This is a genomic window from Tianxiuia mixotrophica (genome assembly GCF_050596425.1).
GTDB lineage: Bacteria > Bacillota > Clostridia > Peptostreptococcales > Acidaminobacteraceae.
Window position 1 is genome coordinate 3318023 of record NZ_CP192292.1, and the last position, 18059, is coordinate 3336081.

Sequence of the window (18059 nt, forward strand, 5' to 3'; positions counted from 1 at the left end):
TCATTTCACCACTAAGCAAATTTTACTATCCAATTTTCGCTGCAACTTTATTGCCAATTATACCGCCCAGTGTTAGGAATATTAGAAATATCCATCCTGAAAGCGAAAAATTCGCAATTGGTGTGTACAGAGCACCAACGTTACACCCATTTGAAAACCTTGTACCAAGTCCCATGAATATACCGCCCATAGCAAAGAGGGCTGCATCCTTTGGAGTGATTTTTAACTCACTTGTAAAGACTTTGACAAAATTGCCTGCAAGGAGCAAACAAATAAGCGTTCCTAAAACAATCCCGACATTCTGAACAGAGATACTGTGTTCAAAGAACGGCATACAGAAAGATTTAAGAGACTTTGTTGAAAAATCCGATACCACTTCTGGTGAAACGCCAACAGCAATGAGCAGTCTGCCAAACCATAAGCCATAAGGGGTACTTGCACCCCACCCTGCCCTTGTAACACCCATTAGAAGAACAAATAGTCCAGTGATAACACCTGCACCTGTTTCCATTTTCCATGGCGTTACAAAAATCTTTTTATAGCCATCTTCACTGAATAGTTTAAAGGTATAATTTTTGTCTATAGTTTCTTTATCAGTGATTGCATACTGTTCCAGTTCACTGCCTACCCCATCATAAGTCTTGTTCATTTTGCGATGGTTCTCATATTTATAGGCCAGTGCAATCACTATAAGTGCAAATATGATTGTTACTATTGTCGCGCCTAAAAGACCATTTAGTCCATCATTTGGGAAAAAGTCTGGCAGGTAAACCCCATTGAAATTGGAACTTGTAAACCAAGAATCAGTAATCCAGCTTTGAGTGGATTGTAATGGGAATCCAAGGAACACACCCATTCCAAAGAATATTAGTGTAATAAATGCTCTTGGAAGCCCTGCCACTAGATCGGTTAAAACACCTGATGCACAACAAACGGAAAATGTCATACCAAATCCAAAGAAGAGTCCACCTAGGATGAGTCCAAAGTTAATTGGGTTCACCCATAAGTTGTAGCCCTCAGGACCAGCAAATAGAAACGCGATTGATGCTATACATGTAACAACAAACATAAGCATTAGAACTCTTAGAAGTCTTGTTGAACCTGCACGGTAAGCTCTATTCACACTGCCTGCAAATCCCATTGCACTTCTAGTCAGCGCGTAGCCAAATCCCATACCCACAACCAGTCTAAAGAATAGCATGTTGCTCGTTAAAAATGTATTTCCTAGTATTAATACTGAAACCAGTGCAATTAGACCAATAATTGCCTCTTTTTTATTCATTATTATTTCTCCTAATCAAAATTGTAGCCTGTCACAATTTTATCTCTTGACTTTGTTTGATCATTGAAATACTCATAATAGCAAAGACCCATGAAGCCGCCCGCTATAGAGCTTGAATTGTGATACCCGTGGTTCTCCATAATGAGTGCTGCGTTATATGATCTTTGACCTGATCTACAGTGTAGATATACCGGTTCGTCTTTTGGAATTTCGTCCATTCTATCTCTAAACTGACTTAGAGGTATGTTTATTGCACCAATAATGTGACTTTGTTCAAATTCATCTTCTTCTCTAACATCAATGATACAAGCCTTTTTCTCAACAAGCTCACGAACATCTGCATATGAAACTTGCGTATAGTCTTGATTCATCAAATCTGAGGCAATATATCCACCGAAGTTTACAACATCTTTCGCTGTACCAAATGGTGGTGCATAACACAGTTCAAGATCTTTAAGGTCATAAATTGTCGCACCAAACTTAATAGCTGTGGCAACAACATCAATTCGCTTATCAACAGATCCTTTACCAATAGCTTGAGCGCCTAATACTTTTCCTGTTGGAATTTCATAGATCAATTTGAAGTGACATGCTCTTGTTGTAGGCATTAGACCCACGCCATCATTCGGAATTTGCCATACAACACCGTAATTGATATTTAGATTCATGCCTTTGATCATGTTTTCATTAAGCCCTGTAGAGGCACCGTTGTAATCAAAGATTTTTACCACTGAAGATCCAATGAAACCTGTATTGTTGATAGACATGCCATTAATGTGGTCCGCTACTGATCTAGCTTGTTTTTGAGCTGGACCAGCAAGTGGCAATTTCATATAGTCCTGTGTGAGCGCGCCATAAACTTCGATTGCATCACCAACTGCGTAAATGTCTTTATCATTTGTTTGATAATTTTGTGTGGTCTTTATTGAACCCGTCTTTCCGATTTCTATGCCAGCATTCTTAGCAAGCTCAATATCAGGTGTAACACCGATTGCCATGACAACGGTTGGCGTTGATATTCTCTTACCTGACTCTAGAACAACTGTGTCTTTTTCAAATGCAACAACCTTATCTTCAACAACTAGGTTGACGCCTTGATCATGTAATTCTTTGTGGAAAATTTGAACCATATCGTAATCAAATGGTCTCATTATTTGCTTGGTTGCTTCAACCAGAGTCACATTGTAACCTGCTTCTTTTAGGTTTTCACATGTCTCAACACCAATAAACCCACCGCCGATTACAACCACATCTTTTAATTCTTGTTGCTTGATGAAGACATTCAATTTATTAATATCCACTACATTTCTAATAGTGAAAGTGTTAACATTTTCAAGCCCAGCAATAGGAGGGACGATTGGCTTTGCTCCAGGAGAAAGGATTAACTTATCATAGCTTTCAGTGTAAGTTTCTCCCGTTTCCACTTTTTTAACCGTGACTTCTTTTTTCTCTCTGTCTATGCTAATAACTTCTTGGCTTGTTCGAGCGTCAATTCTGTATTGGCTTTTGAATTTCTCAGGACACATCAGTACCAATTCTTCTGGTGTCTCAATCATACCGCTTAGATGATAAGGGAGACAACAGTTTGAAAAAGAGACGTGTGGTCCTTTTTCGAACATAATAATTTGATCTTCATCGCTATGTCTTCTAAGTCTTGCAGCAGCAGATGCTCCACCAGCCACTCCGCCAACAATAAGTATTTTTTTCATGATTTCTCCTTTTTCCAGCAGTTTTACTCGTTTACCCAACCCCAGTATATCTAGTAAAATTCATTTTTCAAGTTAATAATTTCACCATGTTTCTACACAGTCAGGTCAATATGATTATTTTTTGAATATATTCCCATTACTCTAAATCTTAAAATGGCATGAATCACGCTATTTTTTCTCTACTCGCCTTAATATGAACATAAGTATTACCAATGTATACGGCACTTTTAGTTATTTTATCTTTTGAAAACCTAGATCAGCAGACAACAATCAATCCCATTTTTTTACTATTTATTTTCCTGATGTAGTATTGCATAATCGTATGGTTGTAATAGGGGGATTGCATCAGACCTGACTCAGATTTGATTTCTAAACTAAAATAAAAAGCCACCCAATTATAAAGGGTGACTTAAGAATTCATATTTTTTACAATCCGTTTTTCTTGTTCCTCTAAACATTCGTTCTTGAGGTTTGCACTTAATAAGTGTCAACGCGTCTCAATCAAGGTTTAAAAGCATCTCTTCACTATTGGTTTAACACAAAGTCTTTAAACTTCAGCACCCATTTTCTTTGCTGGCTTTTGAACACGCCAGGAAACAAGAGTGTCATAAGTTTTGGCCTAATCCAGTCCACTCTTGTATAATTGACCTCATACTCATAGCGCGTCGTATTTTCATCCACTGGTATGAATCGACACGTTATTGTATTGTCCATATGTTCATGATGATAAAAAGCCTCATAGGAATCTGGCAAATTATTCTTGGTGATTGTCTCAGTCAATACCATGCTTTTTTCACCGTATTTATAATATATTTTAGATATAGCCCCAACTTGTCCTTCTTGTCCTTCAATTAGTTCCTTTTTTTCAAATCCATCTTGATAGGCCCCCAGATAAGCTGGGTCAGCAAAATACTCGGCCACAATGTCTTGGGGTTTTTCTATAATAACAAATCCATTAAATTTCATAAGGGTCCTCCACGCTTAAAACTTACTTTAACTCCATACACTATAACATACAAAATACGACTACTTAAGTTCTTGAGTGATCTGTCCCTTGCCATCATTTAACTTAACCGTAGCCAGCGCACCATTGATCAGCGTTAGTTGAGGAGGCATATGTCCAATGTCTACATCATATATGACCGGCACATCCACTTGACCCCTTAATGTATTCAGGACATCTTTCAGGGTGTAATCGGAAACGTCACTGTAGCCCTCTGGCCGTCCAATAAGTATGCCATTACAGTCCTTGAACCATCCACACAACCTCATCTGTGTCAATGTCAGGGAAATATCAACAGCATTCATTTCACAGCTTTCCAAATACCATATGAAGCCATGTTCCTTATTTCTCTCTAGAAAAGCATTCACTGTATCAAAAGGCGTTCCTATAACTTTACACAGGACATCAAGACAGCCCCCTATGAGCCTGCCGCTAAACTCTAGTGAATTTGATTGTGGAACCGACTTCCATACTGTCTTCTCTTCAATATTATAGGGAACTGTTACCCAGTCCTCTATGGATGCCCAGTGCTTCTGGTAGGCTTGTGTCTGCGTTTGATGAATCGTCTTGTTATCATCATAGCCAATGTATTCAAGGCTTTTTTCTACAGTTTCATGTACAGGTCGACAACCAAAGTCTAGGGCATTAGGCCCGTGAATGGATGCTATATCAAGCTTTATAAGTAATACAAACAACAATAGGCTTGTATCTGAAAATCCCATAAGCCATTTTGGTGGCAGGGTTTTCAACTTTTCAAAATCTATGTATTCAAGTATTTCTAGAAGAAATGAGCCGCCCCAAGGTGGTAAAATCAGTTTTACGTCCTTGTTTATGTATAGATCCATAAATTCTTTGGCTCTTATTTCAGCCCTCTCACTTGCCAGCTTGTGTTGTTTTCTAACAGACTGCGTTTCCATACAGGCATAGCCCATGGATTCTAAATATTTTATTGAGTGGTCTAGTCTTTCACAAAAGACACCCTGGACGCCTGATGAGGGCGCTGTTATTCCAATGGTGCCCTTCTTACTGAGTGGTCTAGGATATTTTATCATTGAACGTATGACATGATGACCTGGTCATCACGTTCTCCTTTCTTCAGTCTAGCTTTGTGATAGGTCTTCAATGTACTAATCTTTAATAGTCTTTTTTTAGGATACCATATACTTCTAGGTCCACTATACCTTTTCCTGCCCAAAAGGCACCTTGTCTTATAGTGCCTTCTTTTTGAAATCCATTATTCAAAAGAACTCTTTTTGAGGATTTATTTTCAACCATTACCTCAGCCTGAAGCCTATTAAATCCTACAGTCTTAAAGAGAAAATCCACCAATAGGCCTAGGGACTCTGTGGCTATGCCCTTTCCCCAGTAAGATTCAGCTAGATAATAGCCTACTGTGGCACACTCAACCTTTTTTCTAATATCCATCACTTCTATAATTCCAACAAGTGAGTGTTTTTCTTCTTTTAAAAAAATGCCCAGCTTAACACGGGATTTTTTATTAAAATCTCTTCGAAAATGCCCAATCATGTTTTCAACGGTTTTCTTGTTGTGCTTTGGACGAATTCCACAATAGGTAAACACACGGTCATTATCATAAATTTTAAATAAGCCATCAATATGGTTTGCTTGGATTTCTTTCAAAATTATATTCTCTGATTCAATTTGGGGATATGCTTCAAACAAGGCTTGTAAATTCATGGTCATTTCCTTTCTCATCCTTCTTATTTTACTGGGATATAGATGTTCATTTTTATATTGTCAGGATACTTTGATCGGCATACATCAATCACTTCAAAGTCTGGCCCATCCCGTCTAGTATACTTTGATGTCATGAGCCAAACACTATAAATGTACTTCCAAGTGTTTTGTGCATTTTCTATACAACCATCCAGCTCAAACTCTGCATACCGCCCCGGTGGAATTGTATAAGTGACCAGTTTTGGAGACGGCAGTGTGTTTAAATGAGTGACCGTTTCTCCCACCAAAAAATTGAACGCCCCACTTGACTGGTAGTCGCAGTTAATACCATATGCAAAGTCTGGGCAACTTCTATTTGGAATGTCAAGATAATAAGCATTATGACCAAAATCATCATAAAACTGCGGTATATCACGGAAGTATTTCTCGCCTTCAAGGTGTGTCTTATAGGACCGCCCAATAATATACATCTCATCAAGTTCGACGATTCTAGGCTTCTTAATACTAAGGAACTGGTCCAAATCTAGTTCACTCGGATTTAGTTTCACTGGTCTAACCATTTTGTCTTTAACACCACCCTGCATTTTGCTGTTTTTTCTAAAAGCCGCTGGCGTCACTAAAAAGGTCTTCTTAAATGCTCTTGTAAAGGCTTCCTGGGAACTATAATTATATTTTAATGAAATTTCCAGGACTGATTCATCGTGCCTGCTTAAGTCTTCAAGGGATTTTGTGAGCCTTCTTAAACGAATGTACTCCTTAACTGAGTATCCTAAAATGGCTTGGAAAATTCTTTGAAAATGGAAAGCTGAATAATAAGCTTTTTCTGCTATAGATTCAATTGTAAGTTGCGAGGTCAAATTTAATTCTATGTAGTCAATTGAATTTTGAATACTTAAGTAATGGTTCATATGCTTCCCCCCATTTATTTAATACAATTTTATACTATTTCAACCATCCGTTCTTGATAAATTATGCTATTCATAAATGACCGCCTTGTATTCAAGGCATCAAAAAACTTCCTATAAAACAATAGGAAGTTTAAGTCAGACGCTTTGAAAACTACAGATCTGCATCCTCGTCATACCACATGTAAATACTTGATTTTAAATATCAATAATTAGCATAACGGGAAATTTTGAATGATATTTTACAAGTCGCAAAATACGAATTAACAATATGCTTTTAGCCTAGGGCCACGTCTAATATCATCATTACGGAGAAACCCAGCATACAACCAATTGTTGCAATATCTGTTTTAATGGCACCACCATTTTGTTGAGATTCTGGAATGAGTTCTTCCACAACCACATAAATCATTGCACCTGCCGCAAATGCAAGGGCATATGATAGTATAGGCCGCATTGTTATTACAGCCATGGCGCCAATGACACCTGCTATTGGTTCCACAATACCTGATGCCTGACCATATAGAAAGGCTTTCTTTCTTGAAAAGCCTTCTCTTCTTAAGGGAATAGAAACGGCCGCACCTTCGGGAAAGTTTTGCAAACCAATGCCTAGAGCAAGGGCAACAGCTCCCGCCAACGTCGCAGAAGGAAGACCGTAAGCAACGGCACCAAAGGCCACGCCAACAGCTAAGCCCTCTGGGATATTATGCAGTGTAATAGCCAAAACCAGTAGGACACTTCTTTGCCAACTCGTTTTTATACCCTCGGCATCTTTTGTATCAAGGCCCATATGTAAATGGGGCAGGGTTTTATCCACAATAAATAAAAAGGCGCCTCCGCCTAAAAAGCCTATGGCAGCTGTCAACCATGGTGTTTGACCAAGTTCTTCAGCCATTTCTATCCCCGGGGCCAAGAGGGACCAAAAACTTGCAGCAATCATGACCCCCGCTGCAAATCCCAACATTCCATTTAAAATATTCTTGTCAATTTTTTTAAAGAAAAAAACCAGTGAAGCGCCAAGCGCTGTCACCCCCCATGTGAAAAGGGTTCCTATTAATGCTTGTTGCACTGGTGAAAACTGTGATAGCCACTGAATCATTTCTGCCTCCTTCACCACTCTTACTTAATTCATATACTTTGGGCACTTGCTAAACTCCAGATTGGCATCCTCGTCATAGGAAATTTAGAATTTTTGATTCTTAAATAACTACATATGATGTAACAAGGATTCTTGAGTGATTCTTAGAAGTCACTCACTTACGACATCTAAATATATATTACCCAATTCCACTTGTATCATACACAGTTCATTCCTATTTATCATTTAGGAAAAAATAGGCCACTTTAAAAGCGTTATGCTGGTATTTTTTTAAGGATAAAGTTTCTAAGTCTAGGTCGCATTTTTTCCAGTATGCACTTAAGGTCTGAGGTTTTACATAGTCAATGTTCATTCCTGTCAATTGTATGAGGGCTTCCATTTTAAAAACGGCTGGTCCACTCTTATAAACACCTGTACTGCCGCTTTTAAGCGCCACTTTTGATATACTATTTTCTTTTAAAAAGTCACTTATGTTTTGATAAAAATCCTTGATGTTTTCCTGATTGGTATGGTCTCCAAGTTCTATCTTAACGGGTTTCTTTGTCACTATTTCATGGTTTTCCTTACTGCCCTTAATGACAAGTACATGTGCCAACTTTCCTGTAATATCAATGCCACAAATATTATCCATGCATGTTCCTCCAATAACCATTCATTATGTCTCTCAAAACTACAAAGTTTTTCGGTATATCTGGTCATACGCACCAGAATATGTTATGCCTCGGTCAATAAGTGTCCAACCACTCTTTTCATAGTAGTTCTTTATATCTGAATATAAGTATATTTCACTAAAACCAAGTTGTTTGGAATAGGCTGTAGCGTGTTCCTGTAACAACTTGCCTATCCCTTTTCCCCGGTAGTCTGGCACTACATAGAGGGCCGAAATCCACGGGGATAGGTCTTGCCTACTAACCATGTCACATCTCCATATGCCTATGGTCGCCACTGGGCGTTTATCATCAAGGGCAATAAATGTTTGAGGTAAGGCCTTCTTGTCTAAACTATGGCTAACAATGCTGTAGAAAAAACCAAAATTATCTTTTGTCCCCCATTCCTCATGCATCCATTTAGCCACAGTCTTTATGTGGGCTTGCTTGTCAGAAATATGGTGTATTTCAATATCATTTTTCTTATGATACATATTATTCTCCTATTACTTATATCGTTTGACATATGTAAACGCCTAGTAGCGCTTGATTCTTTCGATATAGAGTCTTCCACCCAAATAGAATGTGATGACCATCAGTGTCAGGGTTGCGGTACATAACTTCATGAGGTCATTCAAAATACTTAGGGAATCAAACCGGGAAACAAGGCTAAGCCCAGGTATAAAGTAAAGCTGGGGTGCCAGGCCAAGGGCATCTGTATGAAAGGCCCCAACATAGATGACCTGGTATCCTAAATAAGCTAGACTCAAAAGACCAACAGAATGTACAAGTCCAATAGTAAACACGTTCATGTCATAAGCTTTCTTTATTTTATAACCTGCATACAACCAGTATGCATAAAACAAGAAACTCATTACAAACATCATAAATCCGTTAACTGGAAACTGTATCACCAGAAAGTTTATTATGAATCCCAATACACTAGGAAGGAGGCTTAACCCCACCAAAGTCCACCACTTATTCAGCTTGATATTCATGCTTCCTCCTCATATATGTGTTTGAATTACTAAACCTATAAATATTCTATGACCTTATCTGTAAAGAGTTTTCCATCTAAATGGTCAATTTCATGACATAGACATTTAGCCGTCTCTCCGCAGGCTTCTATTTCAAAGATTTGACCGGCCCGGTTAAGCGCCTTCACCCTTACCCACTTAGGGCGTTCAAGTCGTCCCCATTTTCCCGGTAGACTCAGACAACCTTCTGTAACAAGTTGAAGGCCACCTGCCTCAATTATTTCAGGGTTTATGAGCTCTACAAGTCCTTGTCCCATATCATAGACAACCGCCCGCTTTAAAATACCAACTTGAGGTGCCGCAAGTCCTGCACCATTATCCGTTGCATACATGGTTTCCACCATATCATCTAGTAAACTCAGAATTTTCTCGTCAATATTTTCAACTTGTCTACATTTTTTTCTAAGGATAGGATCTTCATTTTTTCGAATTGTTCTAATTGCCATTTTCGTCTCCACTTTCATAGTCTGAAATTACATTGATGCAAACTCTCATGCTTTGATAACATATTTTTATTAATATGATTCCAACTGCAATAACTCTTATTTATACTTCCTGGTCATGCCACATAGACCCATTATAACAAATCTCTTCTTAATGGTATGAACAATTAATTGGTCATTCAGTGAAAACACATACCTACAATTAACTAAAACAAATGATATAAGCCAATCACAATCGCAATAACTTTTTTATTAAGTCGAAAACACCAAAAAACCCGATAATCACGAGTATGCCTCCAATAATATAGCCCCAAAAAACAACTGGACTATTCCCTCCACTCTGCGAAAACTTTAAGACAAGGGGTTCTAGGTATACTAATGTTAATCCACCAACAAGGCCTATAAACACTTGTATTAAAAAGGCCTTAACAGAAAATCGATCCTTATCTCTGGTGATTCGGTCTCTCACTATATCATTTTCCATTTTCATATGCAGTCTTTTCTCTTCAAACGCCCTTAAAAACTGACCTATGTTTTTCATGGATACCTCCAGGTTCTCCTTAAAATCGGCTTACACCCAATCCCCATAGACTTTACATATTTGTCCAAATAATTCAAGTCTATGATTCTTGTCTTATCTTCTTTAAAATAATATATTGAAGCATCGACACAAACTCTATGGAAAATTAAAGTGAGGGATTCAATATGAACAACATTGAACTGACAGACCGAATAAAGGAGCAAATTATATACGACTTGCAAGACTTTTTCACCAATGAACGTGAGGAAGAACTTACAAATCTTGGTGCAGACCTACTTCTGGATTTTATACTGGATACAGTCGGTCCAATGATTTACAACCAGGCCTTAATTGACGCACATAGGCTCATGACTGAAAAAATTGACGACCTGTATTTGCTCGACCTAGAAGATTCCTATATAAAGCGAGATTAATTTGAAAAGCATTTTCCCATAAGTTATATTGGCCTATTATGAGGTAGGCCCATTAATTAAATGAGACTTTTCAGTCGCTTTATTTCGCAGCTAAGGTCTTCGACTTTATACTCTAATGTGACTATGGGACTTATATTATACTTGGTCATTAGTGTCTTAAACTGACAAAAATCGTGATCTAATGGTTTTCTGTGTTGGTCTGCCTGGCCGTCATTCCAGTGTAAGTGAACATATTTAATGAGGTCACCTATGGTCTTAACCCAGTCCTCAAGACCATAGCTAGAATAGGCAAGGCAATGACCTGTATCAAAACAAATGCCAAAGTTCTCCTTGTTGACTGTACGCACGATTTTTCCTATGTCTTCAGGGGTGTCGTCATACTCATTTTCAAGGAGAATATTTATATCTTTTGGAATATAGTTTTTGAAAAGATCTATCCAGAATTCTATTTGATTATTTACCTTTAACTCTCTAATATGCTGAACGGATAGAAGTGGATTCACCTGACTATGAAAGACAATATTTTTTACTCCAATTTTTTTGGCAATATCTATAGATTGAAGATATCTTTGCCTGGTCACTTCTATGATTTTCTTATCCGTACTGCCTGGATTCAAGTCAAAGGAAGACCCATGCAGTGAAATGGGTTCATTAAAGTTTTTCAATTTAGATGCCCATTCAATTATCAGGGGCTGATAGTCTGTATCAAGTTTGTCTTGACCAAATGTTTGTACTTCTATACCAACTTTATGCTTAGAATAGATGTGGGGATCAAAATTTTTGAGGTCTGTGATGATTGTTGATAGCTTCATTTTTATCCCTTCCATGTTTTTAGTGTACTTAGATGTCCTTATAAGCATTTATAAGAACCACAAATCATATGATGACACATGGTACAATCATCAATGCGGTCTATGTTATATTCTACCATTATATCTATATAAAAACACCCCATAGCTAGGGCTATAGGGGTGTTTACATGTCTTTGATTCTTATGGAACCATCGTTTTCATCTGTCCTGGACTGGTTATTGATATGACGCCGCCCCAGTTGCACATTAGTTTAGAGCTATTGTTTAGGGCTGGCATATTTCCAATAAGGACTGTTGGTGATCCTGGTGTCCACGGGGCCGCAATATTGGGAATACAAGGCTGGGGTTTGATGACCCCTGGTGGTGGCACAGGTATCATTGCTGCGACCTGGGGATTTGCCGGGGATCGACATACGCCAAAAGGGGTTATATTGACCATAGGTTTATTGTCCATAATATTGGCATACGGCATACTGGTTAAAGTTTTGTTGGCTGGCAGCACATTGAGTGTGCCTGGAGTGGCGCCCATAGAACACATTAAGGATGCGCCTCCACATACTAAAATGCCCATATTTTCCTCCTATGTTTCAAATTCAATGGATATATTGCCTTACATACCCAAGTTTGGATCTATACTACCCAAACTCTAGTCCAATTTTTGTGCAACCACCACCCAGTAGGAACTGAATTGATCGGTGCCCTTATGATTCCAAACATGCTCATTTTTACTGAGTGACAGTGTCTTAAACCCGATAAGAAAATCATGAATATCCTTTTCATCACTAAAATAGTGAACATCGCCGGGATGAACAGAGTTTTCGCTCTTGTAAGTATGAGGCGCCACCTTTTGACCGCTTCCATACTTTCCATCATCCCGAGTGGGACATGTAAAAAAGAGGATGCCACTGGGCTTTATATAACTTTTGCAGATTTCCATGGATTTCATGAACTCTAATCGTGTGCCGTGATAAAGCACGTTATATGAGAGGACTGCATCAAAGGTGTTTTTATTGAACAGGGCTTCTGTGTATGATCTCTTGATTGTTTCTATAGCAAGATTTTCCTTTTGACCTGCCTTGTCCAGTGCTTTAAGGGCTTCTTGTGAAAAATCCACCGCCGTGACAAGGTAGCCCATTCTTGCCATAGCAAGTGCGTGACGTCCTATACCGCATCCCAGATCAAGAATCCTGGTCTCGCTTTTTTCTTTAAAGGCCCTATGAAAGTAGTCTGTCACTTCAAGAGCAGGTTTTTTCCAGTGCTGAAGGTCATCATTTTGGCCCCAGTAACGATTCCAGCTTTTGTTCACCATGAAAACCTCCTTGTGTTGTCCTGTGTGTCCCTTATTGTATTATATACAGTCTATGTAATCATAGATTGTAATCATTTTTCCGTCCCAGGAACCATAACTTTCACATAAGCACATGCACTACAGTAATACGCCTCTGCTGATGATCCTCTAAAGTCATATCTTGTCAATTTCACATCTGATTTTTTGTAGCTTTCATATATTAGTTTATGTTTTTTTTCAGTCCAATATGTCATTTTTGCGCTTTGTATATAGCCTTTTTCCATTGTTTTTCCACATTCTAAACATTCCATGTACTCATCCTTTATTAAATATATAAACCCCTTCATAGAAACAAACTGATTGTGGCCTCCCTATTTACTATAAAGCCTTATCAATAATATAGTCTGAGTTGGTTAGTCTTCCTCTTCTACCAAAAGTGCTTCTGTCAACGACAATGTCTCCTACTAATAGCATTTCTTTATTATAGTCAGATTGCTCAACAACCATTCCATCAGGGCTGATCAAGCAAGACGGGGCAAGCTGATATGTGGACATAGAGTTTGATGATAATACATGCATAACGTTCTCTACAGCCCTTGTGACTAAATGAGATTTTATTATGTCTCGCTTGTCCTTATCAACCTCTGAACCAATATCCGTAAAGGAAATTAGACACAAGTCTACATTATTCATATATAGCTCTCTAAAATACTCTGGAAATCTAACCTCATAACATATTCTTGTGCCAACTTTAATACCATCTATTTCATAGATCCCAAGCTCATTTCCTCTTTCAAAATTGTCACAATCCCAGCCCCATAGGGCGCGTTTATTGTATACACCTTCTATGCACCCCTTATCATTTATCATAAGGATTGAATTATATGTTTTACCATCTTCTCTAGTTATGGTTCCAAGAGCTATGTACATATGGTGTTTTTTTTGCTGCTTCTCTCACGATTTTTTGCGCCCTACTTAGTTCGTTAAAATCCAGTTCAGAAATCGCAGAGAGCTCCACTGGCGGGTATCCACAAAGTGCACACTCTTGTGTTAAAAGAAGTCGAACCTCTTTCTGACTTGCTGATTCAATGGCTTTTAAAATTGCATTTAAGTTCTCATCAATTTTGCGTGAAATACTAAACTGGAAGGAAGCCACAAGTAACTTTTTATCAACCATCTCCATCACCCTTCTATACCAAACGCCTTCTCACATCGCTGAATCCATAGCCTTTGATAATCTTCATCCGGTATAATCCGACTTGTCAGATCATCAATTGAAAGAATCCCTTCTCTTTGACACCACTCAATACATGTTAAATACTCTGAGTCGTCTAGGTCATCTTGATCCCAAACAACTTTCATGTGAGTACAACCGGCTTCCCGAATACAGACTGCCCTTGTATGCCCATCTGTTAAAAAGAGCTTTTCACCATACATTTTTACTGGAATGGGCTGATAATTGTGGGTTTCTGGTTTTATCCATTCCTTCACTCTAAGTCGCTTGGTCCCATTAATAAACAATTGGCTTGGGTGTACCTTTTGGATCTCAACATAAAATTCTGAAAACATTTTATTGTCCCAATCCACCACTGGAGTTTTTGTCTATGTATATTTCAAAAGCTTGTATACCTTTACGCGCAAACTTAATAAACAAAAACATACAGTACACCGAAAGTCCGAACATACCAATCATAAATAGTATATATAGTATCGAAGCAATTCCTAGGCCGATTTCCATAAATATCCACCATCTTTCTATTTGAAATCTTTATTTTGAAGTCTCTACTTTGAAGTCTTTATTTTTTCCGTATAAGCAACTCAATAGCACCGTGGTAATGTTCTTGACCATGTCCAATATCAAGACTTAAATCTTGCTTTTTACATATAATTTCATACCGCTTATCAAATAAATCTAGTAAGTCTTCCATAGTAAAGAATGTTTTTATCGCTTTTCTTTCTTTAATAAAAAATGAATCCCTTTCAACTTCTGAACATGTTTTCGCCAGTTTCTTGTACTGTGGATCTTCCGTTGAGAACACACCCATGTAAAAAATACCACCACTAACCAGGCCTTCTAGGGCATTCTCAATGACTTTTTTAGCCTGGGATTTTTTCATAAAGTTTAAGGCCCAAGATGAAATAATTAGGGTATATGTCTCTTTTTCAATTTTGAAACTTGGTATTTTTTCATTGAACAACTTAAATGCACAGGGGGTCTTGCTAAATAAATCATGGCACCTTTCTAGGGCTGTTTGTGAAATATCCACTCCTGTGATTTCACACTCTTTTAAGGCAAACTTTAGACTGTTTCGACCTTCGCCAATCCCCAAATCTAAAACTTTTCCATTTTTAATGATTGGTTCATAAATTCTGAGTAGGTCTTCTTCCTCTATGCCCCAAATATTTTGCATTTCCTTATAGCTTTCTTCCCAACTGTTTAATTGCATGGCGCCTTCCCTTCTTAGAATTCATATATGCATCAACAATTTCGCTGTTTATATTAAAGGTATTATAGTTTGAACCCTTACCCTATAGATTATAGATTTTATAGCTGAGATTTATTAAGATACGTAAAAGTTCTTCACTTAGTGCTGTTTATACAACTTCTCCCTATACCGACTATCCGACAATGCTAAATATGTTCCAGGAAGCATTGTCAAAGTGGTCAGCCAAGGTGCATATATTTTTGAAAGCACACTTAAAGCAAACCATACTATAAATATCCACTCACCGTTTTCAAAGCTACAATAAAGCGCGTACATTAAATATACACTCGTCATTATATTCACCCCTGGAATGAGAACAAGCACAATGGCTAGTAGTCCATTCATACCTGAAATATTTCCAGCCATAGCAATATTCAGAAAAGGAATAAAAGCAAAGTGTTTATATTTATAATCAGATTTTTCACCAAGTATGTATAAGTGAAGACAAAATAGAACATACGTTATAATAATGACCATCATATTCTTTCCACCTTGAATCATAGAGCAAGTGTTTATATCACAACCCCAATGTATCACACCACGCACTGTAATTATATTACATAAAAATTAAATAATGTATCACTCATTATTGCTATAAAATATAAAACCACCTTACCAATGTAAGATGGTTTTGAAATCCAGTCTATAATCTAATTTATATTCTACTCGCCAATAAACCTTACCATTTGATACTCATCGGCGTATGTTCCATCAGCATATTTCATTGCATGTTTTTTCGTGCCCTGAAGCTGAAATCCAAGTTTTTCATACATGGCTTTGGCACGCTCGTTGCTTGTAACCACTTCAAGTTCCAACTGCTCAATGCCATTGTTTTGACACCAATCTATACAGGCTTCCATGAGCTTGCGTCCTATGCCTCTACCCCAGTACTTCTTTTGTACTGATAAGCCCATAGAAGCTCTATGTGAAAATCGTTTGTTATTAGAAATCCGCCCGACTGAACAGTTTCCAGCAATTTCACCCTCAATTTCGCAAACAAGAAACTCCATATTTTTATTGTCTTGGGCTTTTTTTATAAAATCTATTTCCTGGTCCACAGTCAGAGTAAATTCACCTGGTTCGCGAGCTAAAAATTTCGTTTCACTATCCACAAGTTTCATATACTCAATAAGCTTTCGGGCATCATCAACTTGTGGCTTTCTTAGTATAAGTTCTTGGTCTTTTTGGTCTGTACATGCATTTTGATGGTTACACATTTTTCAAATCTCCTTTTTTTAATTGCTCTTATGATTGATTTATCCATACTCACCTTGCTAATATGAGAAATGTCGCTAATGTCGCTAGTCATGTAACCACCTCCTACAATTCATACTTTTTGAATATTATTCACATTTTACCACTTTGCATAGGACATACAATAGTTTTTCCTGCCTCATTTAACAGTCTTAAAACCGATTAAATCCGCTAAATAATCTCGATCTTTTTCTGACATGATTTCTAGTAAATCGGACGTTCGACTTAGTTCCTGTCTACTTGTTTTTTTTAATAAACGCATAAACGAATCCCTGCCCATGAAAGCTTCCAGTTGACTCAAAACGAAAGGGCCTTTCATGTACCATACCTCAAAATGATTTTCATTTTCTGCACCACATCCCACAATCGGACCAAGGCCTTCGCTCTCATTCTTATATTTTTCCAGTGCAACATTGTAGTCACCTTCCCCTTTAAGGGCTCTTAGGGCAAGAAGGCTGGCATACTCTGCAAAAGATTCATTCAACCAGTTTTCCCACGTGTTAACTGGTGCCTTGTTCCACCATAAATGACCAAGTTCATGAGAAAGATACTTGAACAAATACTGGTCTTGACACACTGTATATTTTACAGATTGGGCTTCATTGCTTCCGCAAGGGATAACAATAAGTCCTGGTCTACAATAGCCGCCCCCATTATCCGTGTTTTTTCTAGAGGACAGATAAATATCCACATTCTCTATTTCAGTTGTACCAAAGGATTCTACATATAAGTTGATAATACTTTCAATTTCATTATATAAATCATTTACGGCGTCTTGATTGACTTCATGTGAATGTATCAATCTAATTTGCGATGATTTCACACGGATATACCGGATGTTCTTTTCAAAAGCACTTGACCCTATTATTGGATAACCCACAGTGGCTTTAGGTGATTTAAGCCTCCAACCGCCTTCAAGGCACTGTGTGTCTGACCCAATATAGAAAAGCGAATGGTCTTCTATAAATATATCAAACTCAGATAAGGGAAAATGCGGCTGTAAAGGGAACCATGGCGTATATATCCCCAGTTCAACGAGGTCATCTGTCCACTGATTCATCCCTCCATCTGGTAAATTATGAAGATATGATGTGTAATGGAGTTCCAATAAAACATTCTTTTGCTCTGTCTTTGAAAATGTGAGGTTTAATCTTTTGCTCCCTAGAATAAAGGGACTCCAGCCCTCATCTACTTGCACACTATAATCTAGCAAGACATCAGACAAAACCTTATCAACAGTTGTCTCAGTTGGAAGGTACAATACAGCCTGATTATTCTCACTAATATCCAAACCACACACTTGTATTTTTGCATCTAGTTTCCGATGCCTGCTGTCTATGGTCACTATGCCCCTATATTGCGTCATCATTTTCACCTGCTTTTATAGTATTTAGGCGCTTGCAAAATTACAGATCTATCCCCTTGCTATACCAAATATAGAAT

25 protein-coding genes are annotated in these 18059 nt (G+C 37.9%); 1 reads left to right on the top strand and 24 read right to left on the bottom strand.

Going from position 1 to position 18059, the window contains the following annotated elements:
* Positions 1 to 25: 25 nt before the first annotated feature.
* From ACQ4KW_RS14600 to ACQ4KW_RS14655, 12 genes are all read right to left on the bottom strand, one after another.
* A complete protein-coding gene (locus ACQ4KW_RS14600) occupies positions 26 to 1282 on the bottom strand; it encodes a YeeE/YedE family protein (protein ID WP_430883222.1) in 1257 nt (418 codons plus the stop codon).
* Between the two features lie 11 nt (positions 1283 to 1293).
* The gene (locus ACQ4KW_RS14605) at positions 1294 to 2991 is read right to left on the bottom strand and encodes an FAD-dependent oxidoreductase (RefSeq protein WP_430883223.1); all 1698 of its coding nucleotides are present in this window, start codon (positions 2989 to 2991) and stop codon (positions 1294 to 1296) included.
* Between the two features lie 525 nt (positions 2992 to 3516).
* Positions 3517 to 3957, bottom strand: coding sequence for a hypothetical protein (locus tag ACQ4KW_RS14610; protein ID WP_430883224.1), 441 nt, complete (start codon positions 3955 to 3957; stop codon positions 3517 to 3519).
* Positions 3958 to 4017: 60 nt separating this feature from the next.
* The gene (locus tag ACQ4KW_RS14615) at positions 4018 to 5046 is read right to left on the bottom strand and encodes a S66 family peptidase (RefSeq protein ID WP_430883225.1); all 1029 of its coding nucleotides are present in this window, start codon (positions 5044 to 5046) and stop codon (positions 4018 to 4020) included.
* A gap of 82 nt (positions 5047 to 5128) precedes the next feature.
* Positions 5129 to 5698, bottom strand: a complete 570-nt coding sequence (locus ACQ4KW_RS14620) for a GNAT family N-acetyltransferase (RefSeq protein ID WP_430883226.1) — start codon at positions 5696 to 5698, stop codon at positions 5129 to 5131.
* Positions 5699 to 5715: 17 nt separating this feature from the next.
* Positions 5716 to 6600, bottom strand: a complete 885-nt coding sequence (locus ACQ4KW_RS14625; protein WP_430883227.1) for an AraC family transcriptional regulator — start codon at positions 6598 to 6600, stop codon at positions 5716 to 5718.
* Positions 6601 to 6874: 274 nt separating this feature from the next.
* Positions 6875 to 7696 (bottom strand): ZIP family metal transporter, encoded by an 822-nt coding sequence (locus ACQ4KW_RS14630; RefSeq protein WP_430883228.1) that lies wholly within the window; start codon positions 7694 to 7696, stop codon positions 6875 to 6877.
* A gap of 214 nt (positions 7697 to 7910) precedes the next feature.
* The gene (locus tag ACQ4KW_RS14635) at positions 7911 to 8327 is read right to left on the bottom strand and encodes a DUF3010 family protein (RefSeq protein ID WP_430883229.1); all 417 of its coding nucleotides are present in this window, start codon (positions 8325 to 8327) and stop codon (positions 7911 to 7913) included.
* A 39-nt stretch (positions 8328 to 8366) separates the two neighbouring features.
* The gene (locus ACQ4KW_RS14640) at positions 8367 to 8837 is read right to left on the bottom strand and encodes a GNAT family N-acetyltransferase (protein WP_430883230.1); all 471 of its coding nucleotides are present in this window, start codon (positions 8835 to 8837) and stop codon (positions 8367 to 8369) included.
* Positions 8838 to 8879: 42 nt separating this feature from the next.
* Positions 8880 to 9341 (bottom strand): hypothetical protein, encoded by a 462-nt coding sequence (locus tag ACQ4KW_RS14645; protein ID WP_430883231.1) that lies wholly within the window; start codon positions 9339 to 9341, stop codon positions 8880 to 8882.
* A gap of 35 nt (positions 9342 to 9376) precedes the next feature.
* A complete protein-coding gene (gene def, locus ACQ4KW_RS14650; protein WP_430883232.1) occupies positions 9377 to 9826 on the bottom strand; it encodes a peptide deformylase in 450 nt (149 codons plus the stop codon).
* Between the two features lie 226 nt (positions 9827 to 10052).
* Positions 10053 to 10364: a hypothetical protein gene (locus ACQ4KW_RS14655; RefSeq protein WP_430883233.1), complete on the bottom strand. Its 312-nt coding sequence runs from the start codon at positions 10362 to 10364 to the stop codon at positions 10053 to 10055.
* Between the two features lie 164 nt (positions 10365 to 10528).
* Between ACQ4KW_RS14655 and ACQ4KW_RS14660 the strand changes: the two genes are divergently transcribed.
* Positions 10529 to 10777 (top strand): DUF2164 domain-containing protein, encoded by a 249-nt coding sequence (locus ACQ4KW_RS14660; RefSeq protein ID WP_430883234.1) that lies wholly within the window; start codon positions 10529 to 10531, stop codon positions 10775 to 10777.
* 56 nt (positions 10778 to 10833) lie between these two features.
* Here the strand turns inward: ACQ4KW_RS14660 and ACQ4KW_RS14665 are convergent, their stop codons facing one another.
* From ACQ4KW_RS14665 to ACQ4KW_RS14720, 12 genes are all read right to left on the bottom strand, one after another.
* Positions 10834 to 11589, bottom strand: coding sequence for a sugar phosphate isomerase/epimerase family protein (locus tag ACQ4KW_RS14665; RefSeq protein WP_430883235.1), 756 nt, complete (start codon positions 11587 to 11589; stop codon positions 10834 to 10836).
* A gap of 180 nt (positions 11590 to 11769) precedes the next feature.
* Positions 11770 to 12159 (bottom strand): DUF4280 domain-containing protein, encoded by a 390-nt coding sequence (locus ACQ4KW_RS14670; protein ID WP_430883236.1) that lies wholly within the window; start codon positions 12157 to 12159, stop codon positions 11770 to 11772.
* A 75-nt stretch (positions 12160 to 12234) separates the two neighbouring features.
* Positions 12235 to 12897, bottom strand: a complete 663-nt coding sequence (locus ACQ4KW_RS14675; protein ID WP_430883237.1) for a class I SAM-dependent methyltransferase — start codon at positions 12895 to 12897, stop codon at positions 12235 to 12237.
* Positions 12898 to 12968: 71 nt separating this feature from the next.
* Complete coding sequence (locus ACQ4KW_RS14680; RefSeq protein WP_430883238.1) at positions 12969 to 13187, bottom strand: PF20097 family protein; 219 nt, start codon at positions 13185 to 13187, stop codon at positions 12969 to 12971.
* A 67-nt stretch (positions 13188 to 13254) separates the two neighbouring features.
* Positions 13255 to 13806: a carbon-nitrogen hydrolase family protein gene (locus ACQ4KW_RS14685; protein WP_430883239.1), complete on the bottom strand. Its 552-nt coding sequence runs from the start codon at positions 13804 to 13806 to the stop codon at positions 13255 to 13257.
* Entirely contained in the window at positions 13778 to 14053 is a 276-nt protein-coding gene (locus ACQ4KW_RS14690; protein WP_430883240.1) for a nitrilase-related carbon-nitrogen hydrolase, read from the bottom strand. The genes ACQ4KW_RS14685 and ACQ4KW_RS14690 overlap by 29 nt, the downstream gene beginning before the upstream one ends.
* Positions 14054 to 14058: 5 nt before the next feature.
* Entirely contained in the window at positions 14059 to 14445 is a 387-nt protein-coding gene (locus ACQ4KW_RS14695; protein ID WP_430883241.1) for a hypothetical protein, read from the bottom strand.
* Position 14446: 1 nt separating this feature from the next.
* Positions 14447 to 14614, bottom strand: a complete 168-nt coding sequence (locus ACQ4KW_RS14700) for a hypothetical protein (RefSeq protein ID WP_430883242.1) — start codon at positions 14612 to 14614, stop codon at positions 14447 to 14449.
* A 58-nt stretch (positions 14615 to 14672) separates the two neighbouring features.
* Positions 14673 to 15323: a class I SAM-dependent methyltransferase gene (locus ACQ4KW_RS14705; protein ID WP_430883243.1), complete on the bottom strand. Its 651-nt coding sequence runs from the start codon at positions 15321 to 15323 to the stop codon at positions 14673 to 14675.
* A 138-nt stretch (positions 15324 to 15461) separates the two neighbouring features.
* Positions 15462 to 15842: a hypothetical protein gene (locus ACQ4KW_RS14710; RefSeq protein ID WP_430883244.1), complete on the bottom strand. Its 381-nt coding sequence runs from the start codon at positions 15840 to 15842 to the stop codon at positions 15462 to 15464.
* Positions 15843 to 16024: 182 nt separating this feature from the next.
* Positions 16025 to 16579: a GNAT family N-acetyltransferase gene (locus tag ACQ4KW_RS14715; protein ID WP_430883245.1), complete on the bottom strand. Its 555-nt coding sequence runs from the start codon at positions 16577 to 16579 to the stop codon at positions 16025 to 16027.
* A gap of 176 nt (positions 16580 to 16755) precedes the next feature.
* The gene (locus ACQ4KW_RS14720; protein WP_430883246.1) at positions 16756 to 17985 is read right to left on the bottom strand and encodes a M1 family aminopeptidase; all 1230 of its coding nucleotides are present in this window, start codon (positions 17983 to 17985) and stop codon (positions 16756 to 16758) included.
* Positions 17986 to 18059 lie beyond the last annotated feature (74 nt).